This window comes from Cryobacterium sp. Y29 (assembly GCF_002929825.1).
Taxonomy (GTDB): domain Bacteria; phylum Actinomycetota; class Actinomycetes; order Actinomycetales; family Microbacteriaceae; genus Cryobacterium.
In genome coordinates this window covers 1-26,496 of sequence record NZ_PJJN01000018.1, presented here as the reverse complement: position 1 = coordinate 26,496, position 26,496 = coordinate 1, and the positions used below count along the sequence as shown (strand labels likewise).

Below are 26,496 nucleotides of genomic sequence, written 5' to 3'. Positions count from 1 at the left end.
TGATGATTCCTGATTCTCGCCCTACGTCACACGGCGGACTTGCTATTAGCTACTGGCCTCACCCAACCCTGGCACGTAGGGATCACGTAACACGGGTAACTTCCGTACTCTCGCGAATGCTGGTTCGTTGACGAACCTTGACGGCGCCTGCTGATGACGTCACGGACGTCGCTAATGGACGGCGCTCAGCCAAATTCCTCAGTCCTGCTCATCGAAGATCCCGAGGTCGCGGGGTTAGATTAGCGGAAGTTTGTGCCCGTTGTCACGCGGCGCAGTTCGTTGGATTGGGCGGCGTGGTTGCGGAGCCGGTACGAGCCGCCGACGCCGCGGCCCGGTCCCGGGCCCATCGACCCGATCGGCACGGACCTCGCCCGGCCCTTGCGGGCGCTGAAGCCCTCCGGCCTCAAGGACACCCTGCACGAACGGCTCGCCCTGGCCCGGCAGCACAACATGGGTCATGCCGCGTTCCTCGAGCTGCTGCTCGTTGACGAAGTCACCCGCCGCGAGGGACGCTCGGCCACGCTCCGCGCGGCCATAGCCGGCCTCGACGCGAACATGCGCGCCGAGACCTGGGACGAACCCGCCGACCTCCGCTACGACCGCAGGCTCTGGTCAGACCTGGTCAGCCTCCGCTTCGCGGAGGCCGGCAGCAGCGTCCTTATCCTCGGACCCGTCGGCGTCGGCAAAACTCACCTCGCCAGCGCCCTCGGCCACGCCGCTATCCGGCACCGCCACAGCGTGCTCTACTCCCGCGCCGACAAGCTCTTCACCCGCCTCCGCGCCTCCCGCCTCGACAACACCCTCGACGCGGAACTACGCCGCATCACCGCCGTCGACGTCCTCATCCTCGACGACTTCGCCCTCAAGCCCCTCGACGCGACCCAGACCAGCGACTTCTACGAACTCGTCGTCGAACGCCAGCGCAAGAAGAGCACCATCTGGGTCTCCAACCGCGAGCCCTCCGAATGGCTCACCATGACCACCGACGCGCTCCTGCCCCAATCAGCCGTCGACCGCCTCACCGCCGGAGCCCACCACCTCATCATCGAGGGCCCCTCATACCGGCAACGCCAGCGCGTCGCCCTTGACACGGATCGAGGTGTCCGCGATGCTCGGTGACAGCTCCAGGTGGTCCCATACTCCTGTCAACAGGGTGGTCCCATATCACTGGCTAGCGACAAACCTGGACCGCGCCATTGGGGCAGTAGTCAGCACAGGTCTGGGCAAAGCGCGCAGCGGCACCATCCGCCGTAAATTCATCAATATCCCCGTCCGCGTTCCCACGTCGGCCCGGAAAACCCTTCTGCATCTGCCGGCCAGCTGGCTGTGGAACCCGGATGGACAGCCGCATTCGCGGCGGTCTGCGGCTTCGCCGCGCCCCCTTACAACCTTGCTCAAAAGTCAGCGACACCGATCAACCGGTGGATCGAGGCTAGGCCCTAACCTCGCGACCCAGCCCGCACCAATATGATCGTTCGTGCGATGAAGGCAATCAGCGCGAGGGGCACCGAGAAGGACAGAAAATACGTTGCCACGGTGTTGAGGCTTGCCACCGTGCCCGGTGTCAAAGGTGCCTGAGCGGATGCCCACACCAGAACCAAATACCCCGCCGCCGCAATGACAACGCTGAGCACAAAGGCCGCAATGAGGGCCTTGAACCCGTTGCCACGCACGATTTGCACGATGCCGTCGAGGAGGAAGGCAAGAACGAAGGGCAGCACGCCGGCAAGCATGAAGACCGCCCCATACGCGGCAAAGACGGGAACAAGCTCGCTCAAGAGATCAGACGATGTCACGCTCGGCTCCCCACTGCCACTGAATTATGCTCAATCTAGCAGACCCTCTGTCTACCCCTCTGCGTCCGCCGACTTGGGTGGGCCGGGCACTCGCCCATGGGCCCAACGTCACCCAGCTTCGACCTGCTCTACGACTAGGCAGGTATCCCCCAACGCCTACGGGTGAACCGTCCCGAGCTCTATACCGCCGATTTGTTGACGGCTCGTCTTCGAACTCCTGGGTGAAACGCCTACGCGCTGCAGTCATGCTGATCTCTACTTTCGGTACACCCTCAGTTTAAGAGGGGCCACTGTCCGAGGTATCCGCGGCAGATCACTCCGCCGTCGAGTATCGAGTCAGCGGAGTTGTCAGCACCCGTTTCCCGTCGCAGGCGGCGACAGTACGCAGCAGGCCCTTGTACTCCTCCCCCGCACTCATCACGTCCTTCGAAACACTAACCGCGCCTACCTCCGCCTTCGCTACGAAGGTGCGCAGCGTCGATTTGCAAGAGGCGCGGAACCGATTGAAAGCTCCGCTGGACGAGGGTGGTGCTGGTCGCTGCCAAAACCGCAGTCCATGGCCGGCCCCACAGAGTTGCTACTGGTCGTATTGGCGAGGACGCGACATGAGGTGAGCGCGTTCCTCTTCCGTGACGAAGTCATCATGATACGTCGAGAGTCCAGGACGGCTGCTCGATTGCTCTGGTGGCATTCGAATCTTGGCGTTGATGAAGGCTTCCACGTCAACCAGTTCTTCGCTCGGCACGATCGACCGCGACCCCGAGCACGCCGACCCTAGGTTCTGGTGTTGCGCCCGTAGGGCCGCCCCGAGCTGACGCTCGACTCGAACTAATTGTCCGCACGTCGGGCACCCAACATGCAACTCGATTTCGGTCAGTCCTGCATCAGCAGCTTGGGAGATGATCTGAGTGCGGTGACCATTTGAAGTGTCCGATTTCCTACGTTCCCGCGTTGTGGCCGAGGGCAGCGGCGAAGCCCGTCGCGTTGTGGCCGAGGGCAGCGGCGAAGCCCGTCGCGTTGTCCGTTTCTTCCATTCCCCAGGAACGATCCGCGTTCCAGAACCGCGGCACCATTGTTCTCCTCGCATGTGGTTGGCCAGCTTTTCTATTCCCCCGAGTACAACTTCTACGTCTTTGCAACAGACAGGGCAGGTGGCGTCGACGCCCCAGCCGCTTTCATCTGCCGGATCCCTTGGCGCGATCGATATCGCTGACGCTATGGTTGCATTTCTCCTGCGGCTCCCGTAGCACAGACCCTGCTCGCTGGGGTGAGGCAGCAACGCCCCGTTGGGGCGCCGGACTGTCTGCTGACCGCATATCGGGCATGTGCATTCGTCTCTTCTCAACGGTTCACGGGGCTTTCTTCCGCGACCAGCCACGCTGCACCTCCCAAAAGTCACGGACGTCAACTCATGCTTGCGCTCTATGCGCGGCAACCGACGCACGTTCACCATCTTCAAAAAGAACATAGCGGCGCAGCCCTTTGGATGAAAGGTCTGATCCGCTCAAAATATCCAATTTTCGAGAGCGAGGGTCTTTGAAGGATCCTATTGAGGGCTTGTTTCGCTGAGTTCAACACCGGAGAGTGCCGCGCGGGCAGTCGCCCAGTCGACGAATGTATCGGCAGTATTCAGCGAAGCGGTCACCGGCCTCAACATCAGCACGTTTATATTGCGGCAGGGAACGACCTCAGTGCCAGCCGGTGTCACATATGATTCGGCGACGCGCACAGCGACGCTTGACCCGTCCGAGCAGCTCGCCGTCGACACGAGCTACACAGCGACCCTGACCAGAATCAAGGATGCTGCCGGAAACGTCTTGGCAGACCGAGTGTGGACGTTCACGACCGGGCCCCGCCCGACGGTGACCACCGTCAGCCCCGCTGCGGGAGCCACCGGAGTGGCCCCGGGCACAAATACTGCTCCCACACCCGTGACCGCAGCGTTCAGCGAAAGCGTGACAGGCCTCAGTTCCACCACCTTCACCCTCCAACGCGGCTCGACCAGCATCGCCGGTACCGTGACCTACAACGCGACCACCCGCGTGGCCACGTTCACCCCATCAAGCGCACTACTGGGGCGACGACCTACACCGCCACCCTCACCGGAGGTATCGCCGACGCTGCCGGGAACCCGCTCACCGTCAAGACATGGAGTTTCACGACGGCAAACGTGGCGTCCGTTCCGACCGTGGTCTCAACCAATCCCACCTCAACATCTACCGGAGTCGCGCTCGGAACCTCGACAGCGCGCACTCCGATCACGGCCACTTTCAGTGAACCGGTCACCGGGGTGAGCACCAGCACCTTCACCGTCAAACAGGGGACCACAGCTGTCGCTGGCGCGGTCACCTACAACGCCACGACCCGCGTGGCCACCTTCACCCCGGCCGGTCCACTACTCGCCGACCGCACCTACACCGCGTCCCTGACGTCCGGAATCAAGAGCGCAAGCGGTGGCGCGCTGGCAGCCCAGAGCTGGAGTTTCATCACCGGGCCGCGTCCGACGATCACGGCGAAAAGCCCGGCATCGGCAGCCACCGGCGTCAGCCGGACCGCTAACGTGACTGCCACCTTCAGCGAGGCGGTCACCGGCCTGCCGACCACCGCGGCCTCGAGCACAGCCATGACCATCAAGCAAACGGTCTCCGGCGCCGCCATAGCCTCAGTAGTCAGCTACAACGCCACGACAAGGGTAGCCACACTCAACCCGTCCAGCACGCTGCTGGCCAACACCCAATACACAGTCACCATCACCAGCGGCGTTCGGGACGTGGCAGGCAACCGTCTGAGCCCGGTGACATGGAACTTCACGACAGGGTCATGATTCGTGGCGGCAGCGAGCGGATCCCGGTCAAACCATAAAAGACACACGCCCGAAATCCACACGTGTCATGCCAAAACAACGTGCGCGTTGTCGCGGTGCGCTCAACGTTTGGCCACAATCGGTCTGCGCCTCGAAGCGCTGATTCAGGGAGTGAGCAACCGGCTCACTAAAGAAACACATGCTGTTGCATCCACAAATAAGTGTCCGTAAGACGTTGAATATCCGGCACTCTGCCGCCAGTGATATTTTATTCCACTCTGTGACCCGTCGCTCGGAATCCGCAAGAGCGGTGAAAGCTCTCGGGTTCCTTTTCACACACATCTAATGCCTGTCAAGCCTGCCACCGTAAGCCATGCTCTGGCGGTGCCGAAGCGGTAGCTGCTTTACTGGTGGCCATGGACGTAGCATCTTCGCCTGCTGGGTACGAGAGGGACTTTTTGGGAAGCTCGCTGCCGCTGCCCATTCCCCGCCTGAGAACGCCGATTCGTGAGCTTCCGTACACACACTTCACCATCCTCCTCGATTCGTCACGACGGTTGGCCGTGGTGACGGGCGTCAATATTGACGGTGACCAACTCGTCGACGTCGCTCGCGGCGACGATTGGCATCTGGACGCGCGCGTCCCCGCTCATGAGCAGACCGGAGAAGGCGTCTACGCCAATAATGACCTCGATCGTGGACATCTCGTGCGACGCCGAGACCCCGTCTGGGGTTCCGAAAGCACAGCACGTCAAGCGAATAAGGATACGTTCGCGTACACGAACGCCGCACCCCAAGCGGCAGAATTTAACCAGTCCAAGGAGCTGTGGCTCGGCCTGGAAGATCATATTTTAAACTACGCGCGTACCAACCAAAACCGCATCAGCGTCTTCACCGCCCCTGTCCTCACCGCCGAGGACCCGTTATATCGCGGGGTGGAGATCCCACAATCATTCTGGAAGATCGCCGCGTGGACCTCACTCGAGGAGAACATTGTCGTTCTTCACGCTGCCGGATTTGTTCTCGACCAGAGCGCCCAGCTCTCCGAACTAGAACTGGACACGGCGCAGGCACTCGCCCGTATCCAAGGCTCGCCTCCACCACTTGGGCCCTACCGCACCTATCAGGTGCCCATCGTAGACATCATCAGCCTCACCGGCCTAGCGATGACCGAATTGGCCGACGCGGACGTACTCGCACCGGTATTTGCGCTCCGGGATACTGACGGCCCCCGATCACACTGGATCGAACTGGCCGACACGTCCGCGATTCAGGTTTAACCATGCCCGGTCTTTACCACCGAGACAAGGTCCCTGGACGAGGACTTCCGCCACCCTCCAGTCGCCGATCGCGTTGCCTCAATGGGGATGAGCAACTGATCAGGGACCTGTTGCGTCGTCTCTCGTCCGCACAAACGACAGGAACACGCTAATGAGATGGACCACCAGCATCGACATCGACCGGCCCGTAGCCCACCTATTCCAAGCCATCGCTGACCAAAACGTGCGGCTGCAGTGGCCGGATTGGCCCGCTGCCACCGGCTGTACGTGCTCGATCGATGGCGACATCACGACCCTCGGCTCCGTGATCGTGTTCCGTGACGACACGGATGTCGAGCAGGGCCCGCAGCGGTTGTCCTGCGTGTCGCCCAACCGGGTGGAGTACCCGCTCCGTAACCGAGCTCCCGGCGGCCGTGAGATGACACCCGAGGTCGACTTTGGGATCGAGGAATTAAGCCCAAACCGCACCGGGGTCCACCCGGATTTCCGCAACCGTGTGCCGCTCCCGCCGCCACTGCGCCAGATCACCGAACTCGTCCTCGACCGGAAAGCCCGCGCGATGCATGTTGAGGACCTCCGCCTGCTCACGGCCCACGTTGAAGATGGACCGCGGTGATCCCCAGGAGCTCCGACCCGCACTCCGCCCCGGTCCCAGAAAGTGCCTGGCTGGCCGACGATCTCGCCCGTGAACGCGGCCGGGTGGAGATTTTCAACGCCACCCGCCCCGGCGGTCTAGACGGCTGGACCATGGACCTGCAACAGTACGAGCTGGTGCGCGCGCACATCCTGAAGGTCCTCGCCGCCCCGGACCGCTCCGACGGCACCATCCTGCTGAAGGACCTGGTGGCCTCCACCCAAGCACACCTCGGCGAACATAGCGCCTTTCCCAAAGGTCGACTGCGCAACTATTGCACCTATACCAAGGTCGACCTGGAAGCACGAGGACTCGTCGAACGAGTCCCCGGCAGCAGCCCCCAACGCATCCGCCTAGCGAACGCACCTTCCCCATGAACGACACACCGGAAGACCAGCCCGTCGCCTCTGCTAGTACGAGGACGTCACGTCACCGTCCTATTGGGTGTCGCCTGCAACTGGATGGCCGGGAAACCACGATGTCTGGCACCACTGTCCTTCAAAACCTGCCCGTGACACGACGATGACCGACCTGACCTTGCCCACGGGAGATGTCAACCTCGCCACCTCCCTCGCACCGTTCCTCATGTTGGCCCGCGACCCCACTGTTCGACTCTCCCCCGGTCTCTTCGAACGGGCCACCCTCACTCCTGAGGGGCGGGGGATGATCTCTGTGACCTGGGACGCTGCCGTGCCCGAGGCTCGCGTGCGTACCTTCGGCGACGGGGCCGATTGGTTGCAACGCCAGGCCCCTGCGATGCTCGGGCTCCTCGACGATGTCACCGGATTCGCCCCCACGACCGACCCATTGCGCACCTTGTGGCGACGCCACCGAGGCGACCGGATCACCGCGTCCGGCACCCTCTGGCACGACCTCGCATGGTTCATCGTGCAGCAACGCGTCACCCACGGCGAAGCCGCAGCCTCATGGTCCCAACTGGTCCATGCTCTCGGCTCGCCCGCCCCGGGTTCGGCAGACCTGATTGTTCCGCCAAAACCCGCCGTCATCGGCCGGCTGACATATGACCGACTACATCAGTTCGGCATCGAACGCCAGAGAGCCGAGAACCTCATCGCGGCGGCGCGCTTCGCCCACCGGGCGCACCACGCACCGCTGCCGGATCAGGAAACTATTCTTACCGCTCTGGGCACGGTGCGCGGCGTGGGCCCCTGGACCCGGAGTTGCCTGTCCACGTTCACCTGGGGATCAGCGGACACCGTCATCACCGGTGACGCCGGGATCCCGTCCATGGTCACGTGGCTCCTCGCCGGCGAACGACGCGGCGGCGACAACCGAATGCTTCAGCTGTTGGAGCCCTACCGTCCCCAGCGCTACCGCGTCATCCGCCTCGCTTTCGCTAGCGGCAGCAGACCTCCTCGCCGAGGGCCCCGTACCCCCATCAACCCCATTCGCGGACGCTAATGCACTTAGGGGATTTCTTCTGCCCGGACAAGGTGATGATCCCTGATTCTCGCCCAACGTCAAACGGCGGACTTTCTCAGAGGTACGAGCCTCACCCAACCGTGGCACTTAGGGTGCACGTACGGGGAACCCCCGACCGTGACGATGTGCGTGAACGCAGCAACACCACACCGCTGACGGCAGACCTGTAATCCTACTGCGCAGATAGGAGCAGTCCACTCTCTTGTGGCTAGGCACACCCCGCAGCCCGTTTGAAGCGATGGCCGTGTCCACTCTCCGGGGTCAAGGCCAACATCGCCGCCCGGGAGCGGGACCTCTACCGGACGACGATAGACCCGGTCAGAGTACTTTGGGAGACATGACTAGTCGCATCGGACGCATGACGTTGATCACAGTCGGCGTGATGGCACTGACCATCGGCGGAATCTGGACTGGGCAGGGCATGAATCTGATGCCGGGAAGCTTCATGACGGGCAGCAAGATGTGGCTTTTCATTGGGCTCATTCTCGCCATCGTGGGCATCATCCTGATTGTATTCGGCCTTAGACGGCCGGGGCGCGGCCGCACGACCAAGTGAGACGTGCCTTCCCCGCAATCACTCAGCAAAGCTGACCCGACGTCTCGTCGCGAGGTGGGCTGCGGACTGCGCTGAGAGAGTCCTGGTCTTTTTCGATAGCCGGACGCCGAGCGACACAGGTGCAGTGCCGAAGCACTTGGTGGCCAAGTGCGCCGACGCTGTGCCACAGGGGAACCCCCAACGGGACTCCCCGCTGGTTGTGTCAACTAGACGTGGCTCACGATGACGGCTTGATTGACTCCACCCGATTGCGGGCCGCAAGCACCTTCGTGCTAACGTACCTATGTCTTGATACATAGGTACGGAGGGTTTTATGCAGATACTCGTCTTTGTCGCCGCGCTAGCGGTGCTCCTCGCAGCGGTTCCCCTGATCGCCACACCGCCCACAACGCGCGTTGCCTCGTGGCTTCGAGCTCGAGATCCGGCCGCACCCGAGTCGGCCGTCATCGCGTCGCGAGCCGCCCTGCAACACATCAACGTCACCAGCGGCGCCGTGATCGTCGTGCTGGCGATCGCATGGGTGATCAGTGATGTTGACTTCTACCTGTCCATAGTGGGTTATGCGGTCGCAGTCATCGTCGGGACGGCCACACGCCTGGGGGGAAGCGAGCAACGCCGCGCCGGTCTCACCCTCGCCAACACCAGCCCAGGAGTGTGGCCAAGACGGGTCTTCCGGCTGTCCCTCGGCCTGGCGTCTACCACCCTGGTCCTATCGCTGGCGATGCTCGCCGTGTTCACGGATCGTGCCGGGAACACGGCAACCTATCTGACTCTCATGAACCCCTTCGAGCTCCCCGATATCAGTACGCGCTCTCTCATCATCACGACAAGCGTGTCCGCCCTTCTCACCCTCCTCGCGGTGGCCGGCTGGGCAGTGGTTGGGCGGAGGCAGTCCGCAGCGGGTACCTCACCGGAGATCGACGGCATGATCCGCGCCCTCTGCTTCCGCCGCATAGCCTTGGCATCTCTCGGTGCCCAAGCAGTGCTTCTCGGCGCTCTCCTGCCCGCTTTTCAGGTCACAACTCTCGAGGTAGCGCGGCTCTCCTCCTACTCAGTCAACGAAGACCTCATCGCCGTCACGTCCATCTCGGGGCTCGCACTCATCGTCATCGGGATCGCCGCGTGCGCGTACGCCGTGCTGCAGCCCGTCTGGATACAGCCAAAGCGAACAACCAGATATCGGCGGACTGAAAACTCAGACGCCGAAACCACTCACCCAGAGGTCCCGCTTCCCGCGGCGACCGGGAGCAGCTCCTACTGATGATCGAGATCACTGTTGACACGCGAAGCCCCACCCCGCACTACGAACAGATCAGAAGCCAGATCACCGGCTTCGTCCTCACCGGTTCGCTGCCCCCCGGAACGCAACTGCCACCCATCCGGCAACTCGCCGGCCACCTGGGACTCTCCAATGGGTCCGTCGCCCGGGCCTACAAAGAACTCGAACGCGAAGGCACCGTCACCACCAACGGTAAAAAGGGCACCACCATCGCCCCACAGGACAAACGAACCACTCCAGGCAGGACCAGTCCCGATCGCCTCGCCGTCCTGAGCGATGCTGCAAGAGAGTACGCGGCCATCGCCCACTCACTGGGCTACGACCTCACCGCCGCATCCGCAGCGCTGCACAGCGCCATGACCTCCCCTTTCACCAAGGCCCCCTCGTGACGGAGCAGCGTCAGAGCAGGACCGCGCGTGGAAGATCCGACCTGACGCGCTCGAGCAGCCCTTAACCGCTGATTCAGGCTCGCTGCCCGTCGTGCGCAGTCGCACGGCTCGAACTTCACTTGATCCGTCCGATCTCCGGCTGCTTTCTGACGCGGGCGAGTCGGTACGAGTCGGTGCCGGTCTAGTTGATCGTGCCACTGAAGGTGAGCCGGCCCACGATCGCCGCACACAGTCTGGGATCGATGTACGACTTCGTCCACCCGGAGAATGACTCATTCGACGCGATCGCGACGCCTCTCATGGCGACGGCACCCAGCATTATAGGAACGATGAGCGGAACAGGTTAACGTCGCATTGAAGGGTCGCAGGGTGGCTCGCCAGCTGCGTCGTCCGTGAACAGCGAAGGACCTAAGCTGCCAGCATGACGGATAGCAATGAGCGGGGTCGATACGCACCGATGCAACGAGGATCGGTCGGTATCGGGCGCGCTCAGCGCCTGCCGTTCGACATCTCCAGCCTGTCAGTGACCGGTCTGGTCATCATCTGCGAACTCGATGATCCGGCCCCGGGAAACTCCAGGCCAACCATGAGCATGAAAATGACCCAATATTTGCGCCTATCCGACGAATCGATGATTCGTCTCGACATGGATCGTGGAGTGTCCTCGTTCAAACATGGGCCTGGGGCTGTCTCCTGGAAACGCTCCGCAGCCGACGTGATCGCAGAAGTTCTCATGGAGGTGCGGGGGGATGACGAAGCGAAACCCGATTCCTTTCCGTGGGAAGCGTACGCGGAGGCCGCACAACTGAGGGGAATCTCGGTTGACGCCGAGGCACTGCGCGAACTTCCGCACACGGTGCTGCTGTCGGATCAGCTCGCCACGATCTACGAATTCTGAACGACGACGGCCTTCACTGCGGCAGTTCTCGCGGTCCTGACATTTGACGTCCCATAAGCCGGACGGCCAGCGCGACAGGTTGGAGTCTCATCTACCGGACGACCGTGTGCGCCGATGCCGTGTCACTTGGGAACCGCGAAGGACCTAAGCTGCCAGCATGGCGGATAGCAGTCAGCGGGGTCGATACGTGCCGATCCGACCAAGATCGGCTGTTAGTCAGCCCGCTCAACGCCTGCCGTTCGACATGTCCAGCCTGTCAGTGACCGGTCTGGTCATCATCTGCGAACTTGATGAGCCGGCGCCGGGAAACTCCAAGCCCACCATGAGTATGAAGATGACCCAGTATCTGCGCCTATCCGACGAATCGATGATTCGTCTCGATATGGATCGTGGTGTGACTTCGTTCAAGCATGGTCATACCGGGGCCATTTCCTGGAAACGCTCCGCGGCCGACGTAATTGCAGAAGTCCTCAGCCTGGTGCGGGGGGATGACGAAGCGAAACCCGATTCATTTCCCTGGGAAGCCTATGCGGAGACCGCGCAACTGAGGGGACTCTCCGTCGACGCCGAGGCACTGCGCGATCTTCCGCACACAGTGCTGCTGTCGGATGAGCTCGCCACGATCTACGAATTCTGAACGACGAGGGCCTTCACTCAGGCAGTTCTTGCGGTCCTGACATTTGACGTCCCATAAACCGGACCGCCTATGGGACGCTCCCGCAGCGCGGATTGCATTCACGGTAAGTGGTACGTGGAATTGGTCTCTGGCTCAGGATCCAGCCACGTTGCCAGGACGCCGCTCGTGACGATTAACGCCGTTGCGAGGATCAGGGCGATGAGACCGGCAAGGAGGAGCTGGAGCGCGTTGAATCGTTTGTTGGGAGCTGGCATTTGCCTCAGCCTAGGGTGAACTGTTGAGCCATATTTGCCCTCACCGAGGTGAACTGCGATAGGACAGGAGCACCACTGTGTCAGCCGATTCGCTTGGCTTGTTTCAGGGTGGACGGGCGCAGTAGGGACTTGGCGCCGAGGATCTCGACCCCAAGAAGCTTGCCGTCTTTATCGAAGTCGAGGATGACTTCTCCGCGGCCGTCGATTTCGTGGACGTCTTGCTGAACAGCCTCCCCAGCTTTTATTCGAGGCGAGATGTTGAAGTAAGCCGCATCCGCAGACCGGTCATATGTGCCTCGCCGCAGTTTCTTCATGGCGTAAGAATAGGGCAATAGCTGCTCGCAAGACGGACGGCCAATGCGACAGACCCAGCGCTGATCAGAATAACTGCCCAGTGCTCTGGGGCTGTGTCAGAGGGGAACGCTTTACGGGACGCCGTTCACTCGATAAGGGCACACACTCTCTTCTACGTGATTCATGGTCCCAAAGACCAAACCGACCGCTGACCAGGTCGTGTCACCCGGGCTAATTCGCGGACCGCGTCCAGGGGCTCACGCTTTCCAGCTGGACATTGACGACGCTGGGGCCAGCAAAAAAAGTACCCGCAGCGTCCTGGTAGAGAATGCTGTCGGTCGAATCGACGCCGTTGAATTGTTGGACGCTGACACGCCCCGAGTTTGTGGTGGAGAAGACTACCGGCTGGTCAGCGCCTGCATACAGATAGGCGTTGAACCCGCCGGTTTCAGGCAGCGCCGGGAGCTCCGAAATGGGTGACACCGTGATAGACCAATCACCCGCACCGGGCCCGACCCTGATCGACCCCGCGGGATCACTCAGGGGATCCACACCATAAGCCACGCTGGCGGTATCGCCCGGAAAATCCGCCCAGCCCAGAGGCTGTCGGGTGTCGTCCTCGCCAATGATCTGAGCCCCGGAGCGCTCGTTGTCCCAGTGGTTAGGACCCCAAGAGATGGTATAAAAACCAGACTTAGCGTCGTCAGGCAAGAGCACGTCACCGGCACCATTGCCGCTGACGGTGAATGCCTCAAAGGCGCCAAAGGTTTCATCCGCCCAGGCCTGCACAAATTCTCGCGAACTGGGTTCGTCTGTTTGGACAGGATCCGAAGAGGCCGAGGATTCAACAGGATCTGGAGAGGCTGATGCTGATGAATCGGGTTCGATCGGCTGGTTCGTTTGGCACCCAGACAAAGCCACCATCGCTGCGGCTGCCAAAGCAAATGTGATCGGCATGCGTTTCATCGAATCCCCCTGGGGTACTTTCCTGCGCTCACCAACTTTGAGGTGGCACCACCGGGGCTGCAAGACCGCACCCCCAGCGTTTAACCGAGTTTTGCACTGCACAAGTCCCAAGGAAAATTCGACAGCTGGCGTGGTGTGTGCACGAGGTGACGGCAGGTCTTGGCGAGGACTTGAGATTCTCAGCACCGCGCAAACCTACGCGACGATGCACCAGCCATTGTGTGGTTGATGCTGCCATCATCCACTTCATCCGCGCTGCCCCGCATAGCTCGAAGGAATTTAGACAGTCCCGAACTCTATTCAGTTCAGTCCCATCTTTCTATAAGACGGACGCCGAACGACACAGATTTAGGGCCACAGCACCCGGCGGCCGAGCTTGCCGACGCTGTGTCGCAGGGGAACCCGCCACGGGACGATTCGGACCGGTGTTACGAGTCGACCGTGCGCCTGTGCAATTGAGCTGATTGAACCATCGACAGGGCAGTCAGGACGAACAACCCCAACAACGCCGTCAGGCTTCCAATGGCGAGTCCAGAGAGGAACCAACCGGGTGACACGATCAGCTCGGCGTCACTTGCGCTTAGATAGCGGCACTCAAGTCCTACAGGCCAGATTGAAAAGGTCCCCGTAGCCCCTCGCTCAAGTACGGCCTCGGCCGGTACCGGTTGGGAGATCGCACACTGATACCCAGGAGCACGTGCCTCATAGGCGGCAGCGGCGACGGGAACACCACACAGCAAGGCGACGGTGATGAGGATCACAGCCAGACCAATGTGAAAACTTCGGCTCATATCTGATCGAACCACAGACCGGGCGCAGTTCGTGCGGAGGAAAGCTCAGCGGACCTTGTAGGACGGGTCAGCGCCTCCTGGCGACCAGAGCGGTCACGATGAGAATGCAGCCCAAGGCGACCAGACCCGCGTACAAGTAGAGCTGGATAGGCCCGCTGCCCAAGCTGCTGAAGGGGGCGGGGCCGTTGATTATCCAGAGATAGCGCTCCGTATCGCCGTGAATGAACCAATAGATAACGATCGGACTAGCGACAAGCAGCAGTCCGGCACCGAGGATCGGCGAAGCAAACTTGCCCGAAGTCGTAGTGGTCATGACCTGGCGTCCCCCTTTTGCCGAGCGTGAAGGCCTCATTCTCGCATCTGTTCGAAGAAGCCCGTGAAGCGCGCATCGATATTCCTATGTGCCGTGACCTTAGCTGGTGCCCGCAAACCGGACGCTCAACGCGCCAGATCTGACTCAGCCCTGACTACGTGTTGAACTTCCCGCTGTTGTGTCACGTGGGAACCCCCTGCGGGACGCTACGTGTCCCACGCGTGTTGGACTCGTGTGGGCGCCTAAGTCGTCGCGGCCGCCGGTTCTGAGACGAATCCGTCATTCCCGACATCATTTGGAAAGAACGTAAATGAGGGGGGACGCAGTGAACGTCAAATGCAAGTTGCGACAGTGATGGAAATTCGGCCAGCTCATCAACGGACCTGGAGCTCAGCGACCAGTGCGTTGATAGCGACCGCAGGGAATTCGCGACGATTTTCCGGCGGCACAGTCGGATCGTCTACGCGGTGGCCGTCACCGTCCTGCGGAATCCAGCCGACGCCGAGGAGGTCGTATGCGCGTCCGGGGCTCTGCGGGGAGCCTCACTAACAGTAGAAAGCGCGGGCCGTTTCGGGCGACACGATCCTGCTCACGACTCCTCCGGGTTGCATGAGGGCAGCGCCTCCATAGGCGTTGTCCTCTCCCCACGGCGAGGCGTCGGCTACCTTGTCGTAGATGAAGGGCCCAGAGTTGTCGGCGTTGTCGTCGAATGCCTGCTCTGCGGGAAGTGCATCAAAGAAGGCTTGGGCGTTGTCGCCGACACTGAAGTCTCCACTGCTCTGCAGCGCGAAGCCATTGAAGCTGGGGTCGCCGAAGGTGACCACGAAACCGGCCGGCTCCCAGACGTCGAGCACGAGTGCGGTGCCGCCCCAGGAATAGCGGGCCGTGACGTTAGTGCACGCCTCGATCTCGCTCTCGAGGAACTGCTCGGGCGCTGTCCCGAGTGCGGCCGTGAGAAAGGCGACGGAGGCTTCCGTGCCGTCGGCGAAGTTAACAGTCGAGACCGGCTGCTCGGTGGCCGTCTCGCTCATCAGTTGTGAACCGCTCATGACGATGGTCGACACGACCGGTGCAGGAAGTGGCGCAGCTGGAGTTGATGTCACGGCGGGAAGCGTTTGGGTTGCGCTCGCTTCCGGGGCTTCGGGCGTCGAGGAAGCGCACCCAGACACCATTAGGCCGACCGCAGCGGCCAAGACAAGTATCCGCAGGCCACGCAGCGACTGGGTAATACGTCTGGGATTACTGAGAATCATTGAGCCCCCGCTCGTTGGGGAGATCACGACGTGAAGCTCCCTGTTTTTTTCCGAGTCTAGTCAAGTCGCGCCCATGTATTGTCACGTCCAGAATGACCGATTTTATCGAGGGCCAGCGACGTCGGCGTGTCACCGGGTCGACACGCGCCGTAGACGGTGCCGGCTGTCGAGCTGGTCTAGACACGACAACGATTGGATCGAGCTTGTCGAAATCAGAGGACCGCGACCAGAGAGCACGTCTTCTTTGCCACCCGCCGAAGGATCGATTTCAACAACAGCGTCCGCAGGCCGGACGCCCAACGCGACACTTGACTGTGTCGTTTGCGGAACGTCTTGCGGGCGGCACAGATGAGATCGGATACTAACGCGAAGGCCCGCCTTAAATCGCCAGGCCCTCCGACAAACGTCGGAGGTTCTTGGAAGGCACTGCGTCCTGCGCGACACGGTGCTCTCGCTGCTGCGGAGCGGCTACAAATCTGTGTTCGGCTGCACCTGGGCTAGACCCGATCGGCGTCCAATTGACAGCCATGCCAGCGGACCGACGACCGGCACGAAAATCGTCACGAGCGCCCAGATCATGGCTTGCGCTGAGGTAAGGCGTTTAGCGGTTCGAGCCATCGAGACAAGCGCGACGACGGTCAGGGCGATGACCAGAACCGAGAACAAAGTCCACGCGATGTCATACCCGACGGGAATGATTGGATTAATGGAGTTGCTCATGTCGTCAGCTTACGGCGAAGGTTCTGCGGGCGGAAACGGTACCGGCGGCAACGGTCAAGCCCTGTGTTATGCGTGGGCAGCCCGTAAGCCGAACCCTCAACGGGCGCTAACTCCTGAGAGTTTGTTCACAGGTGAGGGGTCTTGGTTGTTACAGGATGCGGGTAGGAACCCGGTCATGCATGGTGTCCAGGCTCTCAACGCCGCCGTCGAGTCGCGGGTTGTTCGGCCCGGTCAAGCGGGCCCAAAAGCGGTGGTGGTGTGGCGGCTATAGTTCTGGTGGTTGGCGTTGTGCAGCTCCGCGGCCTTCTCGGGGCCGACGCTCATTGTGTTCCGCACGGGCTCATGCCCGCGCGGCTGACTCTTCGCGCACCAAGCGGGACAAGGTGTCCACCGCCACGTCGCGCCCGGAGAGAACAACGCCAAGAGCTTCCTTGTAAACCACGTCACGCACCGGAAAGGGACGTCCTTTACCGATCTGGAGCATTGTCAAACCGCTCCGGAAGTCATTCTTGTGGCCTTTATAGATCACCCATTCCGCATCGGGGAAGGTCGCAGTCAGGACTTCCGCAAAGTAAGCCTGCACCTCATCGATCAGGGCAAGCTGCGCTGACGTGAACGGGCCGCTCCCCGGGGCACCGCTCTCGGAAGTGGGTCTCGAGGGGTCCCACCAGGATGGCAGTTCTGCGCGCTGCGTTTCGTGACGCTCCTGGATATGGGCCAGGAACCACTCGTTCACGGCGTCCAGGCTTTCGACGCTGCCGTCGAGTTGCGGATCGCGCGGCCCGTTCAACCGAATCCGAAGATGCGCCTGCGCCGGTTTAAGTGCCCGGAGGTATAGCTCGTGTAGTTCCTCACGTTTTTCGCGACTGGCGCTCATAGTGTCCCACATGATCTCAGGCTACCCAAAGGGTAAAAGGGATTCCCAAACGCTCAAGCCGCTCTAACAGAGCGACGTCGGGCCCGACGGTGTTGTTGTAGCTCGTGAAGAATTGCCACTCGACTATTTCAACACCACTCTTCGAATCGCTCTTCATGATGGTTTCTCGCTCCGCCTGGCTGGCGGCCCGTCCGACGTCCCGTGCTCGACCATGCTTGATTTCCATCGCGCGTCCGGTCGCGGGATCCAGAACGTCGTAATAGCGTATTTCTCCAGTGGAAGCGGTCGACCTGATCTGCCTCGGCAGGGCTCCGGGCGTAATGCTGCGAAGGAAATTCTCGGCGTCTTTTTCGAGCCGGTAGGTGTTCGGCGCCTTCTTGACATCGTTCGCCGCTTTGACCATGTCGTCGAAATGTTTGGCGCTGATCATCCTCGAGGCGAGGCGGACGATATCGGCATCAGGAAGTCCCGCCGTGGTGAGTTTCGTCACCGCGGTCGGTGAGACTTTCCGCAGCAGGTCCATCTTGTCGGCGGTCGACTTGCCGAGGTCTTTCATGCTGGAGCGCAGCGCGGCCCCCGACGGGATCTCGTCCGCGACCTTGATGAATTTCTCGGTCTTCTTGATTCCCGCTGCGATGTCGCCACCGATGGGGATGAGTGCGGCGACGCTGAACGCGGTGGAGATGAAGTCCAGGTTCACAACACCGGCGAGGGCATCACGGATGTCACCGATGAAGATCACTCCGCTGGAGATGTTCCCGGCGAGGTAGGCGAGGCTTTGTCCCTCACAGAAGGGGCCCACATTAGTGATGTCGCCGCACAGCGCACCGCGCGAGAATTCGCCGATGTACTCGAGAATGCTCGTCTGGTAGTCGAGGATGAGGGGATCGAATCCCTCGCTGGCGTGATTGATCTCCCAGGTGTCGGTGTAACCGTCGACGTCCGTGTCGTCGCTGAACGCCTCCGTGCTGTGGGTCTGCGTTTCCTGGGCGTCGTTCAGGCCGTCATGGTCGAGGTCGGCTTTCCACGCCGAGAGCCCTTCCGCCCGCTCGTACAGGTCGCTGAGGGTGTCGCCGTCGGTGTCAGCCCGGGTAGGGTCCGAGAATGCGCCGTAGTACGTTCCACGCCCGAAGTCGCCGCCGGTCGTGAGTTGCCCGGCTTCTTCGCCGTCGCTGAGTCCGTCGTTGTCGGTGTCTGCGTTGTTCGGATCGGTGTGGAACACGCGGCCGCTGCCGTCGCGCCATCCGCTGGTCTCTGCGGTGTCGGCGAGCCCGTCTCCGTCGACGTCGGATTCGCCGGTGTCACTGCCGATGCCTGCGAACACGTCGGTAAGCCCGCTTGCGTCGGGCACGTAGTAGAACTTGCCGCCGGTCGAGGTCGCGATCGAGCTCAGCAGGGCGGTGTTGGTCCCGTACCCGAGGCCCACCGTGTAGACGGTGGTGTCGCTGGCCGCGGCTCGAGTTGTGGACGATTCGTCGTAGTAGCCGTCGCCATCGGTCAGGAACACGATCACTCGTTGGTGTGTGGGGTCGCCGTTAGTGTCGAGTTCGTTCAGGGCCGCGTCCATACCGGCTGAGAGGTTAGTGCCACCGCTGTCGTCGACCCGGTCGATCGCGGCCTTCACTGCGTCGAAGTCTGTGGTCATCGATTGATACACGGACGCTGAGTAGTCGAAGTCCACCACAGCAGCCTGATCCCCGGTCCGCAGGGAATCGACGAAGGACTTCGAGGCCGTCTTGCGGGCCCCGCCAGGGTCATTCCACGACATCGATCCCGAGGAGTCGAGTGTGAGGACTACGTCGATATTCCCTGACGCATTGCCTCCGCGTGGGGTCGCTATCTCGCTAGCCCAGATGGCGTCGAACTCGTCGACATCGACAATGACGAATTGTGAAGTCGGTGTGGCTGGAGCAGCAGTCGCCAACGTCTGAGAGAAGCGCGAGCCCGAAACCGCTTCGCCTTCGGGGATCCCGGCTCCGCTATCGAGCTCGGCCCAGTCGGCGGGACGCGTCTGAGCGGAGCGTTGCGCCGAGATGATCCCGCCATCGGGGGTCTGAACTGTCGCGATTCCCCGCTCAAGGTCGACGGCCTGATCGGCCGGGAACTCGAATGTTTGGGTGCCATTGTTGAACCGAAGTACCGCCAGGTTGGCTCCCGGGTCGAGGTCCGCCGTGTCGAACGGGATCGTGAGTGTGCCCGGCTCCAGCGCCAGGGGGGCATCGATCTCGATCGGCGGGGCTCGCTGGCCCGGCACGTCATTGAGCCGCTCGTCGTCAGAGACGCTTAGGCTCACAGACAGCACGGCCTTGCCGAGTCCGCGGGCTTCATAGCTTGCAGCGGATTCGGCGGCAAGGACATTCTTCGCAAAGCTGTCGTCACCGTCAGCGATGCCGTTTTCGTCCGAGTCGACGACGGTCGGGTTCGATCCCAGGGCGACTTCCTCGGAATCAGAGAGGCCGTCCAGATCGGTGTCGACCGCGAGTGGGTTGCTCCCTCGCGCGACCTCTTGTCCGTCAGTCAGCGAGTCACCGTCCGTGTCGGGTTCGCCGGCCTTGGTGCCGCGGCCCAGTTCATCCGCCGTCGTCAGCCCATCGGTATCGGGGTTGTCGGCTGCGTCGGAGATCCCGTTCCCATCGGTGTCAGCCTTCGTCGGGTCCGTGATGCTCTGGAGTTCGGCGCTATCCGAAAGACCGTCAGCATCCGTGTCCGCCTTGAGAAGGTCGGTACCAGCCCGGATCTCAATCGCGTCGACGACTCCATCGGCGTCAGTGTCAGCCCATTCTCCGGCCGGATCCGGGCCGCCCGGGTTCACCGTCGTCGAGCAGCCTGCGAAGACGTTGATGCCGGCCCCGCCGTCACAGGTGTTCTTACCCTTGTCGCCGTTGAGGTTGTCGTTGCCGGGGCCGCCATAAAGAGCGTCGTTTCCGAGCCCACCGAGGAGGGAGTCGTTCCCAAAGCCGCCATACATGCTGTCGGCGCCGTTCTCACCGATCAGCTGGTCAGTGCCCGGCCCACCATCGAGAACATCGTCGCCCAGCCTTCCGTTGACAACGTCATTGCCCGCCCCGCCCTGCAGGGTATCGGCGTCATTGCCGCCGTCGACGGTGTCGTCGCCCTCACCGCCATCAAGCTTGTCTGCACTGTTTCCGCCACTCAGCGTGTCATTGCCGGCCTGACCGAAGAGAACGTCCTGCTCGTTCTCGCCAAAGAGAACGTCATCCCCGTCACCGCCGGAGAGGACATCGCTGCCAACGCCACCATAGAGCGTGTCGTTTCCGCCACCACCGTCGATCGTGTCGGATCCGTTGCCGCCGCAGATGACGTCGTCACTGCTGGTGCCACGGAGAACATCATTGCCAGCGGTCCCCGTGATCGTGCACGACAAAGCGAAGGCCGGGGCGGTCACGGCAGGAAGCGCCGTGGACACCAGCGCCAGACCGGTTGCGAGGGCGATCAGCCTCATGAGGCGGGAGCCTGGCCAAGTCGGGGTCGAGAATGGTCTGGTCTTCACGGGGCGTCCGTCTCTGCGTGATGTTGCCCAGCAAGTGCAGTTGGCAATCCGACGCAAAGCTATCGGTGCGCGCTCACCTCTGAACACCCCCACGTTCGGGAAATCCATGTGTGAGGACGGATGAGGTACGTCTCATGGCACTCGTGTAGCGAGACGGTCGAGTGGCTGGAGATCCCGTCCATGTTCCGCACGGGAACCCCCTACGGGACGCGCGAATCTTCCGTTCACGGCAAGTGCTGGCGGTTACTTGGGATCGATAATAGCGACGCCTCCGACAGTATCGGGGGAGTTCTAGCCTGGTACTCGCTGATCCACCACGAACCGAGCACGATCCAGCGCGCTCTCGGCGAGTTCGCCCGGGTCCTGCGGCCGGGCGGCGGACTGCTGCTGGGCTTCTTCGTTGGGCCCGAGGGTGGAGACGTTCGATCATGCAATCGTCAAGGCTTACCCCTGGTCTGCGGAGGCCCTGGGAGACGAGCTGCGGGACGCCGGCTTCGAGGTCATCGAGACGCACACTCGAACGGGGTTCCACTCCAAGCCCCGACCCCACGGGGCGATCCTTGCCCAGCTCGCGAACGCCCGCTAAGCGATCGTCTGGCGGGCGCTCCCCGCGGCCCGCAACTGAGGGCCTTCTTTGGCGGCGTTCTGAAATAGCTCTTGGGCTCATTCGACGGAGTATGACGCTCAAGCGCGGACTTCCTCACTGAGCCCACTAGATGCTTGTTGGCGTCTACAAAGCTCGCGTATGCCCTAGAAAAATTGTGCTATGAACAGCACATTTTCTTCACCAATAGAGCGAAGCGGGTAGACAAGCCACTTCCTTACTGAGAGCGTGTTACGAGAAGTCTAAAAAAAAATCTGCAATTACTGGGGGAATTCGCAATGAAAAATTCTTGGAAGAAGACCGTGCTGGGCGTGGGGATAGTGGGAGTCCTGGTGGGGGGACTTGCCCAACCCGCAACCGCTGCGTATAGCTCCTATTACAACTCACCGACAAACAAACTCGTGCAGCACAACAGCGCAGCTGGTTCGGGGATGGCGGGCGGCAGGGCGAAGAGCAGCATCAGCACAGCTGATTTCTACATTCATACGCTGACGTTTTCCGGTTCCGGTGCTGGCTACACGGAATACGGCAAAGCAGCGGGGACATCGCCGGGGTATGTGTACCACTACAACATCCCAACTGTGGCAGGTAGCGCTCAGACCGGATGCTTTTGGAGCATCGCTGAGAGCCGAATAGAAGGCCAGGTCACGCTGACGTGCCAGGTAAATAAGTAGCACACGAGGATCGGACAAAGCTCATGAAAACGCGATTTACTATTACAAGTCTCGGTGTGATTACTGCTGCCGCGCTGGCCATTACAACCCTCACAGCTGGTGCCCGTCCAGAGATTCAATCCCTCGCGGCTGACAGTCTCGTGCCTGAGTTCGGGACCGCCCAGAGCACAACGGACGTTCTACCGGAGATCCTTCAGCCGTTGGTAGATGATGCCCCATTGGACGAAGACTCAGTACGTCTGATTGCGCAGTCCAGCTACGGCACCCATTGGGTTGCGCTCGATGCCAACGAGGACATCTGCATCATCACCTATTTGAAAGACGAGACTGCCGGAGGAGCAAACTGCATGCCTCGGGCGCAGTTCCATGCGAAGGGGGCATCGCTTCTAGTGGGCGGTCCGTCTGGACCTGGCGTGGTCGCACATCTACTACCCGCCGGCTTGGAAGAACCTGCCGTTCAGGAAGCTATCGCCACCCATGATGCTGGAGCGTCTGAGGCCCGCGGCATCCCGGAAGACAACACCGGTACAGCTGAATCCAGTGTTGAGATCTTTGCTGATGCAGGACTGGTAGTGCTGAATGAAAACACTGCCGCCGCGCTCGGTAGCGTGCATGTTCCGAGGGCGGGCCAGCAAGATCTCGTCCTCTACGACATGGCTCCGTAAGCCATGCGGAAAATTATCGCTTCGGTAGCCGTGGGCTGTGCTTGCGCAGCCATATATCTGATCGTCGCAGGCTATTTGCTGTTTCAAGCGCAGACAGTGGAATCTGGACTCATATTCAACTGGAACCTTGAACCGGTCTCGGTGACAGATCCGCAGCCCCCAGTTCTGCAGATGGCTAGCTTTCTGCTCTGGAGCGCACTTGTGTTCTGGTTGCTCCTGTGGCTTAGCGCACGGAGTTCCGCAATCAGCAGAAGTACGTCACTAGTGACAACTGCGAGCGTCCTCGTTGTGGTCGCGGGCATCTTCTTGGCTACGGCGAACTACCCTCGGCCGAGTTTGATGGACGGCACCGATTCGGCGTTCTTGGCATGTCTCCAAACGGGTGCAACTAGTCCAGCAACGATGACCATGGCCGCAGCGCTTGTCGTTTTCGCATTCGCCGTACCTCAAATTCGCTCGGCCACTCAACCGCCAATCGAGTTGGAAGAGGCGGGGACGGCGCCCGCGTCTCGCTTGTAAGCCTCGGCGGGCGAGCATCCGAAAGTGAGACGCCTTGTATCCCTGGGATATAAGGCGTCTCACGCCCACGTCTTGGCTCCCCCGCCTTCGCCGGAATCTTGCGGTGCGCCGATTCCCATACCTACGTCGCATAACCGCATTCTTGAACTGTGGTCGTCGCCATTGTTTATGAGACACCCCGGGAGCAGAAATGACGAAACTGATCGGTGTCATTCTTCGAAGTCGTCTGCACAAAGGTTCGTACTCGAGCCACCGACGAACTCACCTCAATTCCGTAGGGGGAACCGTCTACGGGACTTGGATTCTGCGAATCCGAATCGTTGTTGGCCCGATGCTGACGCCGCCGTGGATCAATCGGGCTGCGGCGAAGGCCGTGCGAGGGCCGCGATCACGCAGACAGCGCCCGAGAGAAGGAACGGTTCACTGAAGAGTCCACCCCTTGCATCGACCTGCTTCAATCTGGATATAAAATGTCCAGGTTGATAGGCTCGACATCATGCAGCTTCCAAAAGGGGTCGAGTGGGCCGCGCATTGCCTTGTCGTCTTGGAACGATTGACCGAAGATCACCCTGTCGCAAATTCGACCTTGGCGGAGGTCTATGGCCTCTCGCCGACCTACTTGAATAAGCATCTCCAGGCTCTGACACGGCACGGCTTGCTGATTTCGATGCCCGGATCGGCCGGAGGATTTACGTTGTCACGTCCCGCATCTGAGATCACTCTTGCTGACGTCGTTGAAGCGCTCGAAGGCGGTGGACCGATATTCCGATGCACGGAAATACGGTGCGACGGGTTGTTTCAACCGCATTCTACCGAGATCCGCGCGAGTGGATCGTGTGCCATTGCGGCCGCGATGTGGACGGCCGAGCAGGCGTGGCGACATAGCTTAGCCGCCGTTTCGATCACAGATCTCGTCCAAGGGGTCGACGCAGTCAGCAGCAAGAATCTGAACGAATTCGTTGAGAATAAGAACGTGAAAGTTGGTCCAATTTTATGAAGATCGCAGTGTTGGGAGCTACCGGAACCGCCGGCACGCGCACGGTAAACCTACTTGCGAAGAAGGGCATTTCCGTGGTTGAAGTGTCCCGTTCGGCTGGCGTAGATCTAATCTCCGGCAAGGGACTAAGTGATGCACTGCGCGGAGTCGATGTGGTGATCGACGCCTCCAATACGTTCCCCCAGGACGCCACGATGGGACTGCACGAGGCGCTCACCACTGCGACTCAGAACGTTGTAAAGAATTGTGTCACTCAAAGAGTAGGCCACCTGGTGTTTCTATCCATCGCCGGAGTGGAAGACCCCGTTTTTGACGATTTCCCCTACTACGCGGCAAAGCGCGCACAAGAAGAAATTGTTGCAGCCGGCCCAATTCAGTCGACCATCGTGAAGTCCACGCAGTGGTATGAATTCGCGACAAACCCCTCGGCAGTCTCCTTTCTGGACAGCGAAGTGCTTGTCCAGGACTGGCTCATTCAGCCGATCGCTGCTGACGCTGTCGCAAAGGTCCTTGTGGACACGGCCCTCAACGCGCCGGGTTCGGTCGTCAAGACCATCACCGGGCCCGAGCGGATCCGACTTCCTGAACTCACCTCCCGGGTACTAGCCCGGAGCGGGGACTCACGGCCGGTGCGGTCAGCCAGCCCCTCGTTAAACGCGCTCTCTGAGGGGGTGCTGCTTGCTCCTACTGAAGCCACAATATTGGGACCGGATATCAACACCTGGTTAGCGTCGCTGCCCTCGGCGGGGTAAGCGCCATGTTCGACCTGAAGCACTCCGCACACCCGCTGTGGCCATAGTCCGAGAATGGGGCCCTCCGATTCATTCGATGTGCCCGAAAGCCGGACCCTGAGCGGGCATATCCGCACGGGTACTGGGTTCTGCGGGTCACGAGCCCGAACGTGTCGCGTTTACCCTGCCCTTTGAACAGTCGCGCTCAGGTGCGTCAACTGCGACAGATTAAGGACCGCATTCGCGTGACAGCTGCTCAAGACAGCGGCACGAATGCAACGATCTTGGCGGCCGGATTATCCGAAGTAGGCAGCAAAGTCCGATCAAGCGTGTCACGCGATATGGAATGTCACCTGCTTTGACCCAGCCGACTTCGGCATCCACGCATAGGTAACGACGAGAGGGGCAACCGCCCACACCAGCCGCACAAATGAAAGGCATGAAAAATGCACTACAACCACCTCAAGGGAATTCAGGCTGCCGTCGCCAAAACCATATATGCGCAGGACATAGAGTTCGAGTGGGCCAGACTCCCGGCGCTGGCTCCGCTCCGGAGCGCCAGCATCTTGGCCAGCCCTGAACCGAATGAAACACTCACTGCTCAGGCGGAGTATGCCGCAATGGTCCTTTTCTACACTGAACACTTCTCGGGGTGGGACGGCCGACGGCAGATCCTGGACAGTCGCACTTTTCTCAACGATTCTCTGATCGAAGGAGTTCCGCCAGAACGCCTTGGCTTTGGATTCGCTCTGGAAATGAAAGAATCTGAAATCCTATTTCGTCCAGTACCACACTGGTAGTCCGGGCCCGAGATTCTGGGACGATTCGCCCGTAAGCTTGTGCGACAGGAAGCCGATGAACGACGTGAGGACGGATCCTCCGCCGGCGCCACACTCTTTTGCGTAGTGCCTCGAACCTTCTTCACGTCGGCTGTGGTGAGGCATCCACCCGCGCTCCCTGCAACGCCCCACCGCCTCGAGTCGAAGCCCAGCCGCGGAACGTCCGAAGCCTTGGGTTCACGTTTCGCTGCTGCATAAACGTCTGAAAGGCCATGGACTTCTCCGACTAGCGAAGCCCCTGACGGGGTCAGTCAAGCGCGAGGCCCCGAGACGGGGCCCCGCGCTTTTCGCCGGTCGCACGGGCGATGTCCTCAAAACTTTCTAATGCCTCTGGCGTCCAATGTCATGACGCAAGCCCCAAGAGCCTCAATACTTGACACTCTGTTTGCTGCACGCCCTTCGACTGGGACATGGAGGGTCGCGGCAACCAGAGGTGAAACTAACAGTGCGTTGCCACAACGCATGTTCACTCGAAACCGCCGCATAGGTATTGTTATGAAGCCTTCGACCGCCAAACGCCCAGATACCTCCAAGACGATGACGCACCGCATAGTCGCTATAAGCTCGATTGACGACGGTATTTATGTAAGGGGTCAAGTGAGAACTGACTCTCTTCGAGGCTCGATCGCATCTAAAGCGCGTCTGCAGGCGGAAGGCGCGCTGTGACGGTTGTCGCATACGACGGACCCGGTCCCTACGTGCCAGGGTTGGGTGAGGCCAGTAGCTAACAGCAAGTCCGCCGTTTGACGTAGGGCGAGAATCAGGAATCATCA

Annotated in this window: 28 protein-coding genes and 2 pseudogenes; 19 read left to right on the top strand and 11 right to left on the bottom strand. The window is 61.0% G+C overall.

Going from position 1 to position 26,496, the window contains the following annotated elements; genetic code table 11:
* The first annotated feature begins 252 nt into the window (after positions 1 to 252).
* On the top strand, positions 253 to 1,119 hold the full coding sequence (locus tag CXY74_RS00780) for an ATP-binding protein (protein ID WP_233193077.1): 867 nt from the start codon (positions 253 to 255) through the stop codon (positions 1,117 to 1,119).
* 320 nt (positions 1,120 to 1,439) lie between these two features.
* Here CXY74_RS00780 and CXY74_RS00775 read toward each other — a convergent pair whose 3' ends face one another.
* Both CXY74_RS00775 and CXY74_RS18145 read right to left on the bottom strand, forming a co-directional pair.
* On the bottom strand, positions 1,440 to 1,796 hold the full coding sequence (locus CXY74_RS00775) for a hypothetical protein (RefSeq protein WP_146070001.1): 357 nt from the start codon (positions 1,794 to 1,796) through the stop codon (positions 1,440 to 1,442).
* A 938-nt stretch (positions 1,797 to 2,734) separates the two neighbouring features.
* A complete protein-coding gene (locus tag CXY74_RS18145) occupies positions 2,735 to 2,869 on the bottom strand; it encodes a hypothetical protein (protein ID WP_255409504.1) in 135 nt (44 codons plus the stop codon).
* A gap of 492 nt (positions 2,870 to 3,361) precedes the next feature.
* Here CXY74_RS18145 and CXY74_RS00770 point away from each other — a divergent pair.
* The 10 genes and pseudogenes from CXY74_RS00770 to CXY74_RS00730 all read left to right on the top strand — a co-directional run.
* Positions 3,362 to 3,948, top strand: a pseudogene (locus tag CXY74_RS00770) (Ig-like domain-containing protein); the annotation flags it as partial.
* A 36-nt stretch (positions 3,949 to 3,984) separates the two neighbouring features.
* Positions 3,985 to 4,620: an Ig-like domain-containing protein gene (locus CXY74_RS17430; protein ID WP_158252256.1), complete on the top strand. Its 636-nt coding sequence runs from the start codon at positions 3,985 to 3,987 to the stop codon at positions 4,618 to 4,620.
* Positions 4,621 to 5,015: 395 nt separating this feature from the next.
* Positions 5,016 to 5,879 carry a DNA/RNA non-specific endonuclease gene (locus CXY74_RS00760; RefSeq protein WP_104198658.1) on the top strand — a complete coding sequence of 288 codons (864 nt, stop codon included), beginning with the start codon at positions 5,016 to 5,018 and terminating at the stop codon, positions 5,877 to 5,879.
* 151 nt (positions 5,880 to 6,030) lie between these two features.
* Complete coding sequence (locus tag CXY74_RS00755; RefSeq protein ID WP_104198657.1) at positions 6,031 to 6,495, top strand: hypothetical protein; 465 nt, start codon at positions 6,031 to 6,033, stop codon at positions 6,493 to 6,495.
* On the top strand, positions 6,492 to 6,890 hold the full coding sequence (locus tag CXY74_RS00750; protein ID WP_104198656.1) for a hypothetical protein: 399 nt from the start codon (positions 6,492 to 6,494) through the stop codon (positions 6,888 to 6,890). The genes CXY74_RS00755 and CXY74_RS00750 overlap by 4 nt, the downstream gene beginning before the upstream one ends.
* A 145-nt stretch (positions 6,891 to 7,035) precedes the next feature.
* On the top strand, positions 7,036 to 7,935 hold the full coding sequence (locus tag CXY74_RS00745; RefSeq protein WP_104198655.1) for a DNA-3-methyladenine glycosylase: 900 nt from the start codon (positions 7,036 to 7,038) through the stop codon (positions 7,933 to 7,935).
* Positions 7,936 to 8,293: 358 nt separating this feature from the next.
* Positions 8,294 to 8,512 (top strand): hypothetical protein, encoded by a 219-nt coding sequence (locus CXY74_RS00740; RefSeq protein WP_104198654.1) that lies wholly within the window; start codon positions 8,294 to 8,296, stop codon positions 8,510 to 8,512.
* A complete protein-coding gene (locus CXY74_RS18340) occupies positions 8,466 to 8,738 on the top strand; it encodes a putative immunity protein (protein WP_370446109.1) in 273 nt (90 codons plus the stop codon). The genes CXY74_RS00740 and CXY74_RS18340 overlap by 47 nt, the downstream gene beginning before the upstream one ends.
* Before the next feature lie 87 nt (positions 8,739 to 8,825).
* Complete coding sequence (locus CXY74_RS00735; protein WP_104198653.1) at positions 8,826 to 9,773, top strand: hypothetical protein; 948 nt, start codon at positions 8,826 to 8,828, stop codon at positions 9,771 to 9,773.
* Complete coding sequence (locus CXY74_RS00730) at positions 9,773 to 10,180, top strand: GntR family transcriptional regulator (protein WP_199183098.1); 408 nt, start codon at positions 9,773 to 9,775, stop codon at positions 10,178 to 10,180. The genes CXY74_RS00735 and CXY74_RS00730 overlap by 1 nt, the downstream gene beginning before the upstream one ends.
* A 181-nt stretch (positions 10,181 to 10,361) precedes the next feature.
* Here the strand turns inward: CXY74_RS00730 and CXY74_RS17635 are convergent.
* A pseudogene (locus CXY74_RS17635) lies at positions 10,362 to 10,472 on the bottom strand (AAA family ATPase); the annotation flags it as partial.
* A 129-nt stretch (positions 10,473 to 10,601) separates the two neighbouring features.
* Between CXY74_RS17635 and CXY74_RS00720 the strand changes: the two are divergent.
* Both CXY74_RS00720 and CXY74_RS00715 read left to right on the top strand, forming a co-directional pair.
* Positions 10,602 to 11,078: a hypothetical protein gene (locus tag CXY74_RS00720; protein ID WP_146070000.1), complete on the top strand. Its 477-nt coding sequence runs from the start codon at positions 10,602 to 10,604 to the stop codon at positions 11,076 to 11,078.
* Between the two features lie 157 nt (positions 11,079 to 11,235).
* Positions 11,236 to 11,715 carry a hypothetical protein gene (locus CXY74_RS00715; RefSeq protein ID WP_146069999.1) on the top strand — a complete coding sequence of 160 codons (480 nt, stop codon included), beginning with the start codon at positions 11,236 to 11,238 and terminating at the stop codon, positions 11,713 to 11,715.
* A 98-nt stretch (positions 11,716 to 11,813) separates the two neighbouring features.
* Here CXY74_RS00715 and CXY74_RS17425 read toward each other — a convergent pair whose 3' ends face one another.
* From CXY74_RS17425 to CXY74_RS00675, 8 genes are all read right to left on the bottom strand, one after another.
* Complete coding sequence (locus tag CXY74_RS17425; RefSeq protein WP_158252255.1) at positions 11,814 to 11,969, bottom strand: hypothetical protein; 156 nt, start codon at positions 11,967 to 11,969, stop codon at positions 11,814 to 11,816.
* A gap of 80 nt (positions 11,970 to 12,049) precedes the next feature.
* Positions 12,050 to 12,283, bottom strand: coding sequence for a DUF2283 domain-containing protein (locus CXY74_RS00710; RefSeq protein WP_104198662.1), 234 nt, complete (start codon positions 12,281 to 12,283; stop codon positions 12,050 to 12,052).
* A 211-nt stretch (positions 12,284 to 12,494) separates the two neighbouring features.
* Positions 12,495 to 13,229 carry a hypothetical protein gene (locus CXY74_RS00705; protein WP_146069998.1) on the bottom strand — a complete coding sequence of 245 codons (735 nt, stop codon included), beginning with the start codon at positions 13,227 to 13,229 and terminating at the stop codon, positions 12,495 to 12,497.
* A gap of 858 nt (positions 13,230 to 14,087) precedes the next feature.
* On the bottom strand, positions 14,088 to 14,333 hold the full coding sequence (locus CXY74_RS00695; protein WP_104198648.1) for a hypothetical protein: 246 nt from the start codon (positions 14,331 to 14,333) through the stop codon (positions 14,088 to 14,090).
* Positions 14,334 to 14,878: 545 nt separating this feature from the next.
* Positions 14,879 to 15,382: a hypothetical protein gene (locus CXY74_RS00690; protein ID WP_233193076.1), complete on the bottom strand. Its 504-nt coding sequence runs from the start codon at positions 15,380 to 15,382 to the stop codon at positions 14,879 to 14,881.
* Between the two features lie 672 nt (positions 15,383 to 16,054).
* On the bottom strand, positions 16,055 to 16,306 hold the full coding sequence (locus CXY74_RS00685; protein WP_104198646.1) for a PLDc N-terminal domain-containing protein: 252 nt from the start codon (positions 16,304 to 16,306) through the stop codon (positions 16,055 to 16,057).
* A 340-nt stretch (positions 16,307 to 16,646) separates the two neighbouring features.
* Positions 16,647 to 17,195 carry a hypothetical protein gene (locus CXY74_RS00680; protein WP_104198645.1) on the bottom strand — a complete coding sequence of 183 codons (549 nt, stop codon included), beginning with the start codon at positions 17,193 to 17,195 and terminating at the stop codon, positions 16,647 to 16,649.
* Positions 17,196 to 17,199: 4 nt separating this feature from the next.
* Complete coding sequence (locus CXY74_RS00675) at positions 17,200 to 20,694, bottom strand: VWA domain-containing protein (protein ID WP_158252254.1); 3,495 nt, start codon at positions 20,692 to 20,694, stop codon at positions 17,200 to 17,202.
* A gap of 412 nt (positions 20,695 to 21,106) precedes the next feature.
* Between CXY74_RS00675 and CXY74_RS17420 the strand changes: the two genes are divergently transcribed.
* The 6 genes from CXY74_RS17420 to CXY74_RS00635 all read left to right on the top strand — a co-directional run bounded on the left by CXY74_RS17420 (position 21,107) and on the right by CXY74_RS00635 (position 25,684).
* Positions 21,107 to 21,280: a hypothetical protein gene (locus tag CXY74_RS17420; RefSeq protein ID WP_158252253.1), complete on the top strand. Its 174-nt coding sequence runs from the start codon at positions 21,107 to 21,109 to the stop codon at positions 21,278 to 21,280.
* Positions 21,281 to 21,576: 296 nt separating this feature from the next.
* Positions 21,577 to 21,972, top strand: coding sequence for a hypothetical protein (locus tag CXY74_RS00660; RefSeq protein WP_146069995.1), 396 nt, complete (start codon positions 21,577 to 21,579; stop codon positions 21,970 to 21,972).
* A gap of 23 nt (positions 21,973 to 21,995) precedes the next feature.
* On the top strand, positions 21,996 to 22,637 hold the full coding sequence (locus tag CXY74_RS00655) for a hypothetical protein (RefSeq protein ID WP_146069994.1): 642 nt from the start codon (positions 21,996 to 21,998) through the stop codon (positions 22,635 to 22,637).
* A gap of 1,015 nt (positions 22,638 to 23,652) precedes the next feature.
* The gene (locus CXY74_RS00645) at positions 23,653 to 24,153 is read left to right on the top strand and encodes an Rrf2 family transcriptional regulator (RefSeq protein ID WP_104198639.1); all 501 of its coding nucleotides are present in this window, start codon (positions 23,653 to 23,655) and stop codon (positions 24,151 to 24,153) included.
* Positions 24,150 to 24,905 carry an SDR family oxidoreductase gene (locus CXY74_RS00640; RefSeq protein ID WP_104198638.1) on the top strand — a complete coding sequence of 252 codons (756 nt, stop codon included), beginning with the start codon at positions 24,150 to 24,152 and terminating at the stop codon, positions 24,903 to 24,905. The genes CXY74_RS00645 and CXY74_RS00640 overlap by 4 nt, the downstream gene beginning before the upstream one ends.
* 425 nt (positions 24,906 to 25,330) lie before the next feature.
* On the top strand, positions 25,331 to 25,684 hold the full coding sequence (locus CXY74_RS00635; RefSeq protein WP_104198637.1) for a hypothetical protein: 354 nt from the start codon (positions 25,331 to 25,333) through the stop codon (positions 25,682 to 25,684).
* Positions 25,685 to 26,496 lie beyond the last annotated feature (812 nt).

What these genes read in the sequence shown, in the direction of transcription:
- CXY74_RS18145 (WP_255409504.1), bottom strand. Translation starts at nt 2,869, where the DNA reads ATGGTGCCGCGGTTCTGGAACGCGGATCGTTCCTGGGGAATGGAAGAA.
- CXY74_RS00760 (WP_104198658.1), top strand. Translation starts at nt 5,016, where the DNA reads ATGGACGTAGCATCTTCGCCTGCTGGGTACGAGAGGGACTTTTTGGGA.
- CXY74_RS00755 (WP_104198657.1), top strand. Translation starts at nt 6,031, where the DNA reads ATGAGATGGACCACCAGCATCGACATCGACCGGCCCGTAGCCCACCTA.
- CXY74_RS00745 (WP_104198655.1), top strand. Translation starts at nt 7,036, where the DNA reads ATGACCGACCTGACCTTGCCCACGGGAGATGTCAACCTCGCCACCTCC.
- CXY74_RS00740 (WP_104198654.1), top strand. Translation starts at nt 8,294, where the DNA reads ATGACTAGTCGCATCGGACGCATGACGTTGATCACAGTCGGCGTGATG.
- CXY74_RS00735 (WP_104198653.1), top strand. Translation starts at nt 8,826, where the DNA reads ATGCAGATACTCGTCTTTGTCGCCGCGCTAGCGGTGCTCCTCGCAGCG.
- CXY74_RS00730 (WP_199183098.1), top strand. Translation starts at nt 9,773, where the DNA reads ATGATCGAGATCACTGTTGACACGCGAAGCCCCACCCCGCACTACGAA.
- CXY74_RS00720 (WP_146070000.1), top strand. Translation starts at nt 10,602, where the DNA reads ATGACGGATAGCAATGAGCGGGGTCGATACGCACCGATGCAACGAGGA.
- CXY74_RS00715 (WP_146069999.1), top strand. Translation starts at nt 11,236, where the DNA reads ATGGCGGATAGCAGTCAGCGGGGTCGATACGTGCCGATCCGACCAAGA.
- CXY74_RS17425 (WP_158252255.1), bottom strand. Translation starts at nt 11,969, where the DNA reads ATGCCAGCTCCCAACAAACGATTCAACGCGCTCCAGCTCCTCCTTGCC.
- CXY74_RS00710 (WP_104198662.1), bottom strand. Translation starts at nt 12,283, where the DNA reads ATGAAGAAACTGCGGCGAGGCACATATGACCGGTCTGCGGATGCGGCT.
- CXY74_RS00705 (WP_146069998.1), bottom strand. Translation starts at nt 13,229, where the DNA reads ATGAAACGCATGCCGATCACATTTGCTTTGGCAGCCGCAGCGATGGTG.
- CXY74_RS00695 (WP_104198648.1), bottom strand. Translation starts at nt 14,333, where the DNA reads ATGACCACTACGACTTCGGGCAAGTTTGCTTCGCCGATCCTCGGTGCC.
- CXY74_RS00690 (WP_233193076.1), bottom strand. Translation starts at nt 15,382, where the DNA reads ATGAGCGGTTCACAACTGATGAGCGAGACGGCCACCGAGCAGCCGGTC.
- CXY74_RS00685 (WP_104198646.1), bottom strand. Translation starts at nt 16,306, where the DNA reads ATGAGCAACTCCATTAATCCAATCATTCCCGTCGGGTATGACATCGCG.
- CXY74_RS00680 (WP_104198645.1), bottom strand. Translation starts at nt 17,195, where the DNA reads ATGTGGGACACTATGAGCGCCAGTCGCGAAAAACGTGAGGAACTACAC.
- CXY74_RS00660 (WP_146069995.1), top strand. Translation starts at nt 21,577, where the DNA reads ATGAAAAATTCTTGGAAGAAGACCGTGCTGGGCGTGGGGATAGTGGGA.
- CXY74_RS00655 (WP_146069994.1), top strand. Translation starts at nt 21,996, where the DNA reads ATGAAAACGCGATTTACTATTACAAGTCTCGGTGTGATTACTGCTGCC.
- CXY74_RS00645 (WP_104198639.1), top strand. Translation starts at nt 23,653, where the DNA reads ATGCAGCTTCCAAAAGGGGTCGAGTGGGCCGCGCATTGCCTTGTCGTC.
- CXY74_RS00640 (WP_104198638.1), top strand. Translation starts at nt 24,150, where the DNA reads ATGAAGATCGCAGTGTTGGGAGCTACCGGAACCGCCGGCACGCGCACG.
- CXY74_RS00635 (WP_104198637.1), top strand. Translation starts at nt 25,331, where the DNA reads ATGCACTACAACCACCTCAAGGGAATTCAGGCTGCCGTCGCCAAAACC.